The 13,089-nt window shown below is 65.0% G+C and carries 10 protein-coding genes; 1 reads left to right on the top strand and 9 read right to left on the bottom strand.

Annotated features, from left to right (window positions below):
• The first annotated feature begins 191 nt into the window (after window positions 1-191).
• On the top strand, window positions 192-779 hold the full coding sequence (locus KI810_RS04950; RefSeq protein WP_214174341.1) for an acyloxyacyl hydrolase: 588 nt from the start codon (window positions 192-194) through the stop codon (window positions 777-779).
• On the opposite strand, the gene KI810_RS17270 is transcribed toward KI810_RS04950, so the two are convergent.
• From KI810_RS17270 to KI810_RS04905, 9 genes are all read right to left on the bottom strand, one after another.
• Window positions 776-2,059 (bottom strand): B12-binding domain-containing radical SAM protein, encoded by a 1,284-nt coding sequence (locus tag KI810_RS17270; RefSeq protein ID WP_214174340.1) that lies wholly within the window; start codon window positions 2,057-2,059, stop codon window positions 776-778. The two genes, KI810_RS04950 and KI810_RS17270, sit on opposite strands and share 4 nt — an antisense overlap.
• Complete coding sequence (locus KI810_RS04940) at window positions 2,056-4,617, bottom strand: MMPL family transporter (RefSeq protein WP_214174339.1); 2,562 nt, start codon at window positions 4,615-4,617, stop codon at window positions 2,056-2,058. The genes KI810_RS17270 and KI810_RS04940 overlap by 4 nt, the downstream gene beginning before the upstream one ends.
• Before the next feature lie 6 nt (window positions 4,618-4,623).
• Window positions 4,624-5,313, bottom strand: coding sequence for an outer membrane lipoprotein LolB (locus KI810_RS04935; protein WP_214174338.1), 690 nt, complete (start codon window positions 5,311-5,313; stop codon window positions 4,624-4,626).
• Window positions 5,306-8,803, bottom strand: a complete 3,498-nt coding sequence (locus KI810_RS04930; RefSeq protein WP_214174737.1) for an alpha-amylase family glycosyl hydrolase — start codon at window positions 8,801-8,803, stop codon at window positions 5,306-5,308. The genes KI810_RS04935 and KI810_RS04930 overlap by 8 nt, the downstream gene beginning before the upstream one ends.
• A gap of 49 nt (window positions 8,804-8,852) precedes the next feature.
• Window positions 8,853-9,464, bottom strand: coding sequence for a LolA family protein (locus KI810_RS04925; protein WP_214174337.1), 612 nt, complete (start codon window positions 9,462-9,464; stop codon window positions 8,853-8,855).
• A 56-nt stretch (window positions 9,465-9,520) separates the two neighbouring features.
• Window positions 9,521-9,934, bottom strand: coding sequence for a hotdog family protein (locus KI810_RS04920; RefSeq protein WP_214174336.1), 414 nt, complete (start codon window positions 9,932-9,934; stop codon window positions 9,521-9,523).
• Window positions 9,894-10,952, bottom strand: coding sequence for a beta-ketoacyl synthase N-terminal-like domain-containing protein (locus tag KI810_RS04915; protein WP_246525150.1), 1,059 nt, complete (start codon window positions 10,950-10,952; stop codon window positions 9,894-9,896). The genes KI810_RS04920 and KI810_RS04915 overlap by 41 nt, the downstream gene beginning before the upstream one ends.
• On the bottom strand, window positions 10,949-12,154 hold the full coding sequence (locus tag KI810_RS04910; protein WP_214174335.1) for a beta-ketoacyl-[acyl-carrier-protein] synthase family protein: 1,206 nt from the start codon (window positions 12,152-12,154) through the stop codon (window positions 10,949-10,951). Before KI810_RS04910 ends, KI810_RS04915 begins: the two co-directional genes overlap by 4 nt.
• Before the next feature lie 183 nt (window positions 12,155-12,337).
• Window positions 12,338-13,078 carry an SDR family oxidoreductase gene (locus KI810_RS04905; RefSeq protein WP_214174334.1) on the bottom strand — a complete coding sequence of 247 codons (741 nt, stop codon included), beginning with the start codon at window positions 13,076-13,078 and terminating at the stop codon, window positions 12,338-12,340.
• Window positions 13,079-13,089 lie beyond the last annotated feature (11 nt).

Raw genomic sequence — 13,089 nt, 5'->3', positions numbered from 1 at the left:
AGTCTCGGGAGCGGAGGGAGAGCCCGAGCGGCGAGCGGACGCCCGCCGGCATCCGCCATGACGAGCCACACCTGGGTGCGGCACCGAATGATCTTCCGGCTATCATCGGTCAAGGTCCGCAGCGAAGGGCCGACCACAACGGACGAGGCTACGATGGATGGCCCCGCGCCCATTTCTTTCATGGATACCTTATGACAAAGATCCTTTTCACCGTTATGCTCGCCCTGACCCTCTTCCCCGCCGCCGTCTCCGCCGCCGACAACGCCTTTGTCCGCGAGGCGGACCACGAGTACACCTGGCTCGCCGGCTACGGCGCCACCCACCGGGAGTTCGGCGCCACCCGCACCGACGTGCAGACCTTCACCAACATCCTCCGCTACGGCTGGTTCCTCTCCGACGAGGTGGGGAAGGGGAACTGGTACCAGGGGCGCCACGAACTCCTGCTGGAACTGCCGCTCCACATGGCGGTCAACCACGACGGCCGGGTCATGACGGGGGGCTATGTTCTGGGGAGCTGGAAATTCACCTCCCTGGAGGAAATGGTCCCCTACGTCTTCGCCGGTGGCGGCGTCCTGTTCGTCGACCTGGGACTCCCGACCATGGGGACGCGGCTCGACTTCTCCTACCAGGGGGGAACCGGCCTCCAGTACTTCATCAAGAAGGACCTGGCCCTGACGGGGGAATACCGCTACCACCACGTCTCCAACGCCAGCACCTCCACCCCCAACGAGCCCCTCAATTCGAGCATCTTGTTACTGGGAATCACTCTCTTCCGCTAATCGGGCCGCTCTATCCCCCCCCGCCGCAGCAGGTTGTACATCAGGTTCACCCCTTTCCCCTTCCCCTGCATCACCCGCCTGGCGATCGCCGGCAGCCGGTACGCCTCCCAGCGTGCCTCCTGCCACCCCCGGTAGAGCCGCTCCGGGGTCATCCGCTTCGGCCGGAAAACCACCGTGCCGTGGTCGTACCGGTTCCACTCCTTGTGGAGGAGCCTTCCCTCCCTATCGAACTGGCTGAACAGGGCGGTGCCGGGATAGGGGGTGAGGATGTGGAAGGTGGGGAGGCTCGGGGCGCACTCCTCCAGGAAGCGGACCGTCTGCTCGAACACCCCCTCGTCGTGATCGTCGAAGCCGAAGACCATGGAGGCCTCCAGCACGATCCCCGCGTCCCGCACCCGCTTCACCAGCTCGACCGGAGTGTAACGGCTCCCGGTCTTGGGGTGGTTGGCATGGGCGCCGGTCACCGACTCGATGCCGACGAAGATGCCGATGCAGCCGGAGCGGGCCACCAGCTTCACCATCTCCGGGTCCTCGGCAAAGCGGAGGTTCCCCTGCCCCCCCCAGCGGATGTTCATCCCCGCCATCCCCTCCAGGATCGGCCTGGCCCGGAGAGGGTCCCCCAGGATGTTGTCGTCGAGAAAGACCGTCAGTTTCCCCTCGTAGGAACGGAGCTCGGCCAGCACGTCCTCCGGGTCCCGGTAGCGGAAACTCCTGCCGAAGTAGTTGGTGGTGATGCAGAAGGGGCAGTCGTAGGGGCACCCCCGGCTCGCCTGGAGGGTCTGGGTGGTGAGGTACGTCTTCCCCGCCAGGATGTCCCGCCTCCCCCACGGGATGGAGAGTCGGTCCCCTTCGGGGATCGGCGCCCGGTAGAGGGGTGCCAGTCGCCCCGCCAGGAGATCGTCCAGGAGTTCTTCCCAGACCGGCTCCGCCTCCCCCACCACCACCGCGTCCGCATGGAGAGCCGCCTCGTCGGGGAGGACCGTAGGGTGGATTCCGCCGAGAACCACCGGCACCCCCCTTGCCCGGAACCGGTCGGCGATCTCGTAGGCGCGGAGCGCCTGGTGGGTCATGGCGGTGATTCCCACCAGGTCGAACCGGCTGTCGAAGGGAATATCCTCGTGGACCTCGTCCACCAGGACCACCTCCCACGGCGGTGGCGTGGCGGCAGCTACCTGCTTCAGGGAAAGGGGTGGAAGCTGAAAACGCTTCACCCACCCCAGCTTGTGGGTAGCCGGATAGACCAGGAGGAGGCGGGGATTCGAACCGGAAGGTGAACTCACGAAGACACCTCACTGTTTTTCCGCAACATCCGCCGTCTGCCCGCTTCCAGGAAGGAAGGAAGAGCAATGAGGGAAAAGAGCATGGTGGCGCCGATGCCGAAATTGGTGGCCCAGCCGATGGAGGAGAGGGCAGCGTAGTCGGTGAAGGCGAGGGAACCGAAGCCGGCGATGGTGGTAAGGGCGGAAAGGAGAACGGCACGGCCCGACTGGATGAACCGCCCCCGTCGCTCCACCTCGTCATCCCCCGTCACCCGGTGCACCACGTGGAGGCCGTAGTCGCTCCCCATGCCGAGAATGGTCACAAGGACCATGGCGTTCATGAAGTTGATCCCCATCCCGGTGAGGGCCATGAGGCCGAGCATGGCGACGACCCCGCCGGCCACCGGAAAGAGGGAGGTGAAGAGGGCGGCGAGGGAGTCGAAGTGGGAGAGGAGGAGGAACAGCACCATTGCGCCGCCGAGGAGAAAGCCCCAGAAAAAGCTTTTCTTCACCGATCCGGCCAGCTGACCGCTCACCAGGTCGGTGCTGGTGGCCCGCGCCGTCGGATCGACGATGGCCAGTTCCTTGAGAAACGACTGCTGGGAAAACTCGTTCCCCCGGTAGTTGAGGTAGAAGAGGAGATGATGGCTGCCATCCCCACGCATAAGGTGCCGTGCCACCACTCCCCGCAGCGGTGAGCGCTCGATCCGCTCGATTGCCTCGGCGGGAGGGACCGGTCGGGCCTTGTTCAGGACAGCCAGGCCGGCAACCGTCCCCTCGAAAGGAGCGGGATCGAAACCGGCCTTGGAGAGCGCGGCGGTTGCCGATTCCGCCACTCTGAGGGACGCCAGCGGTCCCGCCATAGCAGCCAGCAGCTCTTGCTGGTTCTCCCGATCGTTGACCACCTGGCCGAGTGAGGAGAAGGAAACGAGCTGCCCACCCTGCACGTAGCGCTCCGCCAGCTTCTCCACCCGCCCCCCCCGGCTCATCACATCCTCCAGCTCTTCGCCTTCCACCGCGACGAGCATCTGTTTCGGGGAAAGGCTCAGGTGCTGCTCGATCTTCTCCTGGGCCTGGAACGCCTCGGAGTGGCGAGGCTGGAGGTTCTTCAGGTCCCCTTCGAAACGGATGAAGAACGCGGCCACCAGAAGCAGGGCAACGAGCGCCACTGAAACAGGGATAACGGCACGATACCGACGGAGACACATCTCCCATGCCCAACCGAGACCGAAGCGGGGGAGCGGCTTGTAGGCCGCGGCGGGAAAGCGGCGCTCGGAGAAGAGGAGAAGCGGCGGCAGGAAGAGGAAGGTGGCGTAGAGGGAGAAGATCACCCCAAGCCCCACCAGGAGTCCCAGTTCGGACAGGGCCCGGACGTCGGATATGGTCAGTGCGAGAAAGGGGAGCGCGGTGGTGGCGGCAGCGGTGAAGACGCCGTGCCCCGTATCGACCACCGCAAGGCGCAGGGCCTCGTCCGTATCACGCCCGGCGCTCCGCTCGGAGTGGAAGCGGTCGTAGATATGGATGGAATAGTCGGTGCCGAGCCCGATGATGAGTGCGGTGAAGGCAAAGGAGATGAGGCTTATGGAAGAGAGGAAAAGCCCCGCCGTCCCGAGGGCCAGCACCACGCCGCAAAAGAGGATGAACGGGATCAGGAGGGTGGGGAGGAAGCGGCGGTAGGTGAGATAAAAGAGGAGGAGCACCACCACGAGCGACGAGAGGACGCAGGAGATGACATTCCCCTTCACCGCCGCCTCGTCCAGCACCGCCGCCAGGTGGGCACCGGTGCAGGTAATGGTGACCGTCGCCCCGCGCCGGGCCTCGTTGATCCCCGCCACGAGCTTGCGGGCAAAGACCATGTCCTGCACCGGCCGCGCCGGCTCGGCAATGATGATGAGCACCCGTCCGTCACGGGAGAGGAAATAGGGGGAGGTCGTATCGAGATCGAGTGCCTGGCTTGCTTTTTTCAGGCGAGGAAGGACCAGATCCCGCAGGGAAAAGGGGTCGGCGGCGATGATCTCACGAAGTCCCATTCCCGCCTGACTTGCCAGCTCGGCCCGTGCCTTGTCCAGGCTCCGGGTCATGACGCCCGGCGTCAGGAGTTCGGCGAACCGCCCCGCATCGTCTGGTGAGACGAAGAGCTGGGGATGGGTCACGGCATACCCGACGAAATCGGCGAAAGCCTGGGCCTCCGCCGGATCGAAGGTCCGGTAGGTCACCTTGCGGAAGGCTGGCTGGCCGTCCACCTGCAGGGACGTGAGTCTGCCGGCGAACCGCTCCCCCTCGGCAATCAGCTGCTCCTTGCCCCCTTCCAGGATGAAATAGGCGTCCTGGGCGCCGCCGCTCCATTTCAAGGAGTCGAGGAACAGCTTGAGCGGCCCCTTGTCGGAGGGGAAGAGCTTGAAGATGTCCGATTCGAAGCGGGTGGTGGCGATGGAGATGCCGGAGAGCGCCAGCAGAGACACCGAAAGAACGATGACGAGGAGCGGCCGGCGGCTCGTTGTCCGGAACAGCCACTCCAGGTGGGCCCGAATCCCCCGGTTGGTGGCATCGGTTATGGTTGCGAGGAAGTCTTTCAGCATGGCCGGCTAGAAACCCTGAAACGCGGAGAAGGGGAGTACCGTCACCCCGTCCAGGTTCGGCTTAAGCGCCCCCTCCTCCACCGGCCTGTTCAGCTCCGGTTCGTCGAAGGTGATCCGGACCGATTCGCCGGTGACAGCGGAAATTTCCATGACCGACGGGAACGCCACACCGTCATACACCTGGTAGTCGCTGAAGACCACCCGGTCCCCCTCGTCGGTCTCCTTCCGGAGCACCACCCCCTGGTCGTCGTAGAAGACGGTCTCCCGCCTGCCGTCGGCGGTGACATGGTCCCGTTTCAGTGCCGGGCCGGCCACCGGCGGCTTTTCCACCACCCAGCGCATGAGCCCCCAGGTGCGCAACCCTTCCCGGGCCGGCAGGTCGGCGATCCTGCCGCTGTAGGCGGTATTTTTCGAGGGGATGAGGCAGGTTAGCCGGTCGCCGTCGCTGAACACCTCCAGCATGGTCAGGCCGAAGGGGGAGAGGATGGCGAGATGGAAGCGGTCCGGGCGCTTGAAGATCAGGTATCCCCGCCCTCCCCTCCCCCCCTCGGGGGTCCGGATGGCGATGGAGATAGGGGACTGGAGCGTTTCCGCCTCCTTCCCCGGTACCAGGCCGACCAGCGGCTTGGGAGCCGCGGCACAGCCGGCAAGGCACAATGAGACCAGCAGCACAACAAGGGGGATACATCTATGCATCAATGTGATCGACTCCTGTGGATAGTTCCTCCCCTGCCAGCAGGGCAAGGAACCGGTCGGTCCGGTAACCGGCACGGGCTGCGGTCAGGTAGCAGGATTGGCAGGCCGACGTCAGATGGGGGATGAACGCCGCCAGGTTGTGGGGAGTAGCAGTGGAGGCCCCCCCTGTCGTGACGACGGTGGTCAGCAGGAGCCAGCCGAGGAGTATCTCGAACCGCTCTTTCACGAACCATTCCCCATCGCCGCTCCAGTGGCAGTCGAGGAACTCCCGCGCCGAGGGTTCGGCAAAGAGTTCACGGAACCGTTCCGCCTCGGCCATCCCCTCCCCATCGGCAAAGAACGATTGCCGGCGCAGCAGGGTGAGGAGGAGGGAGCCGGCCGCCGACTCGTCCATGGGGATCGGCGCCCCGGCGGCCGCCTGGGCGAACCGGAACAGGTCGGCGAACGGTCGGAGCAGGCCGAGTTCGTCGCACCAGCAGGCCGCCGTTGCAGCAATGTCGGGACCCCCGGCCAGCCGTCCCGCCCGGTGAAGAACAAGCCATCCCGCCGCCACCAGGCGGTCCGCCGGCAGATCGAGGACGACCATCGGGAGGGTGAGTTTCTCATCCTTCTGCAGCAGGGTGAGCCGCTCCACGACCTCAAGGGACGTGAGCGTTTCGGCAGCCACCCCCTTCCCGTCCCCGTGGCAGGAGGTGTGACGGTTAATCAGGTCGAAGAGCGATTCCAGCGCCGGTTCGAGTGCCGCCACATTTTCCCTGAGCGCCGGCGACTCCGCCAGGTGCCGGTCCAGCTCCCCGCAAACCTCCCGGAATGCCACGTTAACCTCGGCATGCCGCACCTGCTTCACCTCCTCGTCCAGGCTCGCCACCGGCCTGCCGGCCAGTTGGAAGCAGAGGCGTCCCCAGGTGCCGTACTCGTCGTCCCGGATTGTCGTGAAATCCAGGTAGGCACGGCACTCGTAGGCCGACAGTTCCACGAACAGACCCTGCTCGCACAACTCCCGCCCCGACCGGAGGTGGTGGAGGCCGCTGATGGAGTCGCGCCAGGCATAGTAGGAGCTGCCGTCCGGGTCGAACCCGAGTACTTCCGCCAGGGTAGTCTGCACAAGCTCCGTCTCGCCCCGGGCGTTTTGCACCCCCCGGGAGGTGGAGGTGCGTAGCCAGCCCGCCGTATCCCCGTAACGGTTGTTGTAGATGACGAGCCCCCGCTCGTCCCCGGCCCGGTTTGAATAGGCGTAGACGTTCTCGTCCACCTGGCCGTCGGCGAAGAAATCGTAGAGGATGAAGTTCTCCGAGCCGGAAAAGAGCCAGCGCCGCCGCATGAGAGGAAAAATCTTCTGTTCGTGGACCGCCACCAGATGTTCGTCAACCGGCTCATCCCAGTAGGCGCGCCGGTACTCCATGCCGTACTTCTCGTGGAACCCTTCCACCTGCCCATGGCCGATCATGGGAAGACCCGGCATGGTAACGAGCAGTACGCAGGCGCCGAAGTATTTCCCTTCCTTGCCGAACTGCTCCACCGCCGTCTTCTCGTCCGGATTGTTCATGAAGTTGACGAACCGCTGCAGGATGCGGTGGTCGTACTCCAGGACATTCTTGATGGTCTGGCGGTACTTGGCGTTCTCCTCCAGCTTGAGCATGTTCATGAAGGCGCTGTTGTAAACCCGGTGCATCCCCAGGGTCCGGACGAAGTACCCTTCCATGAGCCAGAAGGCCTCGGCGAGAAGGAGCGTGCCGGGGGCCTCGGCCGCCACCCGGTCCACCACCTGGCGCCAGAACTCCTCGGGGAAGACGGCGTCGAACTCCTCCCGTCCCATGCCGTGCTCGGCGCGGGAGGGGACCCCGCAGCTCCCCGGCTGGGGGTACCAGAGGCGCTGATAGTGCTTCTTGGCCAGGGTCATGGCGGCATCGAAGCGGATGACCGGGAACTGCCGGGCGACGTGGAGGATGGTCCGGATAACCGCCTCACGCACTTCGGGGATGAGGTAGTTCAGCTGGGCGGTGTCGTTCCAGGGGGTGGAGGTGCCGTCGTTGCCGTGGTAGATGTAGCGGGTCCGGCCGTCGCGATGGTCGTAGTGCTTGAACACCACCGCCGCGTCGCGCCGCTCCCAGTAACCGTCCTCGATGTGGAGGCTGATCTCGGGGGAGAAGGAGAGGTCCGGGCCGTTGAAGGTGTAGGCGGGGTACGGCGGGTAGTCGAGCTGGACGAACCAGTCGGGATGCTCCACGGTCCAGCGGGAATAGAGGCCGGTGTGGTTCGGGACCATGTCGCTCGCCAGGCGGATCCCCCGCTGCCGGCAGCGCTCTTTCAGGTTCCCGAGCGCCTCTTCCCCCCCCAGGTCGTGGGCGATGACGTAGTCGTAGAGGGAGTAGGCGGACGAGATGGCATCGGGGTTGCCGGCTATCTGCTTGATCTTCTGGGACGCGGGGGAGCGCTCCCAGAGCCCGATGAGCCAGAGGGTGGTGAACCCCCAGCGGGCAAGGATATCCAGCTCCTCGTCCGGCACCTGGTCGAGGCGGTTGATGGGTCGCTGGTACTTGCGGGAGAGCTGGTCGAGCCAGACATAGGTCATCTTGGCAAGCATCACCACGTTGGCCATCCAGTCGGCATCGGGAGAGAACCGCTCGTACTCCGGGTAGTCGTACCCCCCCTTCCCGAGCTTTCCCCCTTTCAGGAACTCCAGCACGTTGGCCCCACCCGGCTCACCCCGGGGAGTGAACATCTGCCCCTCTTCCGCCAGCACGGCAAAGGCGGCCGTCAGCTCCGCCACCAGTTCCGGCGGGAGGACGTCGGCCCACCGGGAGCGGATGTACTCCATCTGTCCTTCCAGGGAATGGGGGGAGGCCTTGGCGGGGGCACGCAGAAGTTCGGGGAGGGAGAGGGCGAAGGGGACAACCGGCCCCCCCTTGGCCAGTTCCCGCTCCAGGGCGGCAACCGCCGACCGGTACGCGCTCCGCGCCTCCAGCTCGCTGTCGTCCAGCATCACCCGGAACGTCGTCAGGGCGGGGTTTTCGATGGCGGCACGGAGGAGGAGCAGCTCCTTGACACCGAGCTTTTTCCTGCCGTGGTCGGGGCTGTCCCCCGCCAGCCAGGCGGCCGGGTCGGGGACGGTCCCGTTCAGGAGGTCGCCGCAGGGGAAGCAGTCGCCGAATCCCTCCAGCAGTCGAGCCAGTTCAGGCGACCCGCAGGGGAAGCCGGCGGTCGCCAGCGCCTCTTCCAGCAGGGCAGGTTTTCGCTTCTCGGTGTGGATATCGGTCAGGTGACGCAGGGCCTTCATGTAGAGGGCATAGAGGTTGAGAAGTCCCGCCTGTACCGGCTGGCCGGAATAGTGGCTCAGTCGTTCGGCCAGACGGCGGAAGAACATGATCCGGGGCATCCCCCGCCCCTCGACTTCCCGCGCCGCGTCATCAAGCTCCAGAAGCCCCCACAGGTCCCCCCTGATCTGGATATCGTAGGGGAAATAGGATGGTCCTTTGCCGGTTTGGTTCATCATGCCCCCGAATGTTCCTGCTGCAGGGAATAACCCATCTGTATGATCCTCAGTTCAGCTGGAAATCCTTCTCCTTCAACCCCACGTTCCTGCGCATGGAGGTGAACCTGATGACGGTCCGGTCCCGGTTCCGCTCCTCGATGGTCAGCCGCCTGATCCGCCCCTCCAGGTCGAAGGTGATCTGCAGCTCCTTCACCCCCCCCGTGCCGGCGGGAAGGATGTGTACGGTCCAGTTGTCTCCCTGGCGGACACCCTTGACCTCCATCCCCTCGGGAAGGGTGGTGATGGGACGGGAGAGGAAGGCCATCCACTTCTCCAGGCTCTGTTCCGGCGGGAGCACCATCCGGTCGGTCATCCCCTGCTCCGGCAGCCGGATGGTCAGGACGTTGTCCCGCATGAGCAGAAGGCTCCCGTTGGGGGGGTAAAGCTCCATATAGAAGGTCCCGGGCTTCCGGAAGCGGATAACCCCCCGGGAGACCATCTTCTGCTTCATGAGCGCCAGCTGTTTCTCCTGGGTGATCTCGGCAGTGAAGTCGGTGAGTTCCGCAAAACCCCGCCGCAGCACCTCAAGTCCCTCCAGAGCCTTCTTGTCAGGCACGGCCTGGGCGGGAGCCGCCGCAACGTTAAACAACACAAAGATGAGAATCAAAGCTTTTTTCATTCGTCAACTCGTCGTATGGGATAGGAACATCGTGTCGGGCACGGCAATCTCGACCGTCACCCCTTGCTGACCGCCAGCGTCAGCTCCGCCCGGGCGAGGAGCCGCTCCCCCTCCCGTGCCTCCCCCTCCACGAGGAAGAGCGTGCCGAAGGCCTTGACGATCCGGACCGTCACCCGCACCCGTACTCCCGGCAACACGGTCTCTGGCAGTTCGACCCGATCCAGGGCGGCAAGTATCCCCCTGCTCCCCTCCTCCTGGCCGGCGGCAATCCCTCCCAGCTGGGCCATGGCTTCCACGAGGAGGAGCGGCGGAAATGAGAGGGTATCGGCGGTCACGCCGACCATGCCCACAGCGCTGACCCCCGGTTCCAGGGCGACGATCCGGTCGAGATGGAGAAAGGGATAACGATGGGGGAGGTAGGCGGCAGGATCAGGGCTGACCAGGGCAGCCTCCCTGAAGCTGGAACGCATAATAGGGCCCTTCCGGCGATGCAGCAAGATGGAGACCATGGGCGCCGGCAGGAAGCACAAGGAGATGGGCCACCAGGGCCAGCCCTCCCATGGCGAGGGAACGGCCGGTGAGCGGCGCGGTTTCCAGGCGCGGTATGGCAGTAAGGTGCTCCACCATGAGGGCCGCATCGGCGGCAGTACCGGACAGGGAGACCAGTTCCGCTGCAGGCTGCCCATCGAGAAGCCGTGCCACTCCGTCCCCCTCGGCACCCGGTAAGAGCAACCCGACGGTCCGAGCCCCTCCTATTCCGGCAAGGATACGGGCGCCGCGACGTCTGGCGTAATCGGCCCGTTCGAGGACCAGGAGACCGGATCCCTCACCGAAACCGCCTCCATACCGGGAGAGCTGCCCCATGGACCTGAATCCCCGCATCTGCATGGGGTTGAGCTCGTCCACTCCCCCCACCACCATGACGTCGACCTCTCCCTTCTCCAGGACATGCATGGCCATGAACAGGGCAGATTCGGCGGAGCAGAAGCGCTGCACGAAGGTGACGTTGGGCCCCTTGAGACCGTGCTCGATGGAGGCGTTGCTGGCCGGGGCGTTGGGAACCGTGTTGGGGAAGAGCATGGGGACCAGTCCGTCGCCCCCCTTGGTGAAGTATCCCCGCAGGAACTCCTCCGAGTTGGCGATGCCACCGAAACCGCAGCCGAGCATGATACCGACGCGGGTCCGGTCCACCTTTTCCATGTCGAGCCCGGCGTCCTTCAGGGCCATGCCGGTGGCGACAACGGCAAAAAGGCTTGCCCGGTCGAACTTGCGTGCCTTGAGGGGGGGAATGAAGTCGGCAGCCCGGAAGGAGGTGGCCTTCCCCCAGACATGGCCGGCCTCCCCCAGCACCTCTTCGGGAACAGGTGACAGGCGGCTCACCCCGTCGGCCAGTGCCTCCCGCAGAGCATCCAATCCCACACCCGCCGCCGAGATGGCAGCCATGCCGGTAACAACTATCGTGTCGAATTCGCTCGCCATTGTTATCATGTACCGATCACCAGCGAGGTAATGTTTCCCCCGAACGCAAAGGAGTTGGAGAGCGCCACCGTGGCATCGCTCCGGCGCAGACCTTCGTGGCAGTACTCCAGGTCGCATTCGGGGTCGACTCCCCGGAAATTGAGGGTCTGGGGGATGATTCCCTCGTTCAGGGCGATGATGGTGGCAAGCGCCTCCATGGCACCGGCTGCGCCGAGACAGTGGCCGGTGAGCGCCTTGGTGGAAACGAGAGGGACTTCCCCAGCACGGTTGCCGAAGACCTGCCGTGTCGCCTTCGATTCCACTACGTCGTTCAGGGGAGTACCTGTGCCGTGGGCATTCACCCACCCCACGTCATGGACACCCACGCCGGCCGCGCGGAGCGCGCCGGTCATCGCCCGGGCCGCCTCGGTGCCGTTCGGCTCGGGAGCCGTCATGTGGTACGCCTCGCCGACGATGGCATACCCGAGGACATAACCGTAAATCCTGGCTCCGCGACGCAGGGCATCGTCTTCTCCCTCCAGCACCACGAACGCGGCTCCTTCGCCGAGGGATATCCCCTGGCGACCGAGGCTGAACGGTGCACACGGTTCCGGATCCACCACCCGCAGGGAGTTGAAACCGGCATAGGTAAGAACGCAGAGGCTGTCGGAACCGCCGCAGAGGACCGCCTTCTGCCGCCCGGTGGCGATGAGGTCGGCACCCCAGCCGATGGCGGTTGCCGACGACGAACAGGCGGTGGTTATGCTCCCCTGGTACCCCGCCAGGTTATAGATGCCAGCGATGGAGGTGGAGGTACGGTCTGGAAGGAGCCCCCGCAGGGCATTGGGATGCCCCTTGCGCCCCGACAGCGTGTCCTGGAGCCAGAATTCGGCCTGGAACATCCCTCCCGCACCGGCCCCCATGGATACTCCCATATCGTAGGGGGAATAGTAGCCGTCAATACCGCTGTCGGTCAGGGCCTCGCCGGCAGCGATGACGCCGAACTGGTCAGCCCGGGAGAGCCGGTCGGCGGTCCGGCGATCGAAATGGTCCCGGGGGTCGAAGTCCCGCACTTGGGCACCTATCCGGGAGGGGAAGGGGGAGACGTCGAACAGGTCCACCGGCCCGACGGCGCTGCGACCGTTGAGTAGTGCGTCCCGATAGGCGGGGACATTCTTGCCGGCGGCGCTGAACACGCCGAGACCGGTTATGGCGATCCGTTTACGTAGCATGGAACTTTCTGGATTGCAGTATCGCAGGAAAATGGCGGCTCATCGCGCCGCGCAACTTTGGAAAAATTACTTTTCCATTTTAACCGCAAAAACGGAAAGAACGCAAAGGAAACCTGCACACAGCAGCTCTCCATGCGTTCTCTTTGCTCTCTCAGCGGGTGTTCCGGCAGGGTCCGGTTCGGCTTAAACTATGCCTCCGTCTACAACGAGGCACTGGCCGGTGATATAGGCGGCCCGCTCCGACGCCAGGAAGGCGACCGCCTCGGCCACCTCGTCGGACCGGCCGATCCGCCCGAGGGCCGCCCCCTTGAGGATGGCATCCACCGCCTCCCGTTTCATGCCGGCAACCATCTCGGTCTCGATCAGTCCCGGCGCCACGGCGTTTACCCGTATCCCCATGGAGCCCACCTCGCGGGAAAGCGCCTTGGTGAAGCTGATGACCGCCCCCTTGGTGGCGGCGTAGTTCGTCTGTCCGGCGGTGCCGGTCAGGGCGGAGACGGAGGACAGGTTGACGATGCTCCCCTTTCTCCTGCCGAGCATCTTCCGCACCCCCCACTTGCAGCAGTGGAACAGGGGATCGATGTTGGTCCTGATAACGGCGTTCCAGTCCTCCTCGGCCATCATGGGGAGAAAACCGTCGCGGATGATGCCGGCGTTGTTGACGAGCACGTCCAGGTGCCCGCACTCCTTCGCGGCCGCCTCGATGACGGAGATCGCCCCGTCGGAGGTACTGACGTCGGCCTTCACCGTGACGATGGAGCCGGCTAACCCTGCCGTTTCCGCTTCCAGACTCCGTGCAGCCCCTTCGTCGGCGAAGTAGGCGGCAGTCACCCTAGCCCCTTCCCGGGCAAAGTGAAGGGAGATGGCACGCCCGATTCCCCGGGTGCCGCCGGTGACGACGACGATCTTACCATAGAATTCCATAGTCACACCTT

Source organism: Geomobilimonas luticola (assembly GCF_018476905.1).
In the GTDB taxonomy this organism is placed as follows: Bacteria; Desulfobacterota; Desulfuromonadia; order Geobacterales; family Geobacteraceae; genus Geomobilimonas; species Geomobilimonas luticola.
The sequence above is the reverse complement of the archived record's forward strand: the minus strand, read 5'-3'. Positions and strand labels throughout refer to the sequence as shown.

Bases quoted from the DNA above. Each gene is read 5' to 3' on its own strand.
- KI810_RS04950 (WP_214174341.1), top strand. From the start codon at position 192: ATGACAAAGATCCTTTTCACCGTTATGCTCGCCCTGACCCTCTTCCCC.
- KI810_RS04940 (WP_214174339.1), bottom strand. From the start codon at position 4,617: ATGCTGAAAGACTTCCTCGCAACCATAACCGATGCCACCAACCGGGGG.
- KI810_RS04935 (WP_214174338.1), bottom strand. From the start codon at position 5,313: ATGCATAGATGTATCCCCCTTGTTGTGCTGCTGGTCTCATTGTGCCTT.
- KI810_RS04930 (WP_214174737.1), bottom strand. From the start codon at position 8,803: ATGAACCAAACCGGCAAAGGACCATCCTATTTCCCCTACGATATCCAG.
- KI810_RS04925 (WP_214174337.1), bottom strand. From the start codon at position 9,464: ATGAAAAAAGCTTTGATTCTCATCTTTGTGTTGTTTAACGTTGCGGCG.
- KI810_RS04920 (WP_214174336.1), bottom strand. From the start codon at position 9,934: ATGCGTTCCAGCTTCAGGGAGGCTGCCCTGGTCAGCCCTGATCCTGCC.
- KI810_RS04915 (WP_246525150.1), bottom strand. From the start codon at position 10,952: ATGATAACAATGGCGAGCGAATTCGACACGATAGTTGTTACCGGCATG.
- KI810_RS04910 (WP_214174335.1), bottom strand. From the start codon at position 12,154: ATGCTACGTAAACGGATCGCCATAACCGGTCTCGGCGTGTTCAGCGCC.
- KI810_RS04905 (WP_214174334.1), bottom strand. From the start codon at position 13,078: ATGGAATTCTATGGTAAGATCGTCGTCGTCACCGGCGGCACCCGGGGA.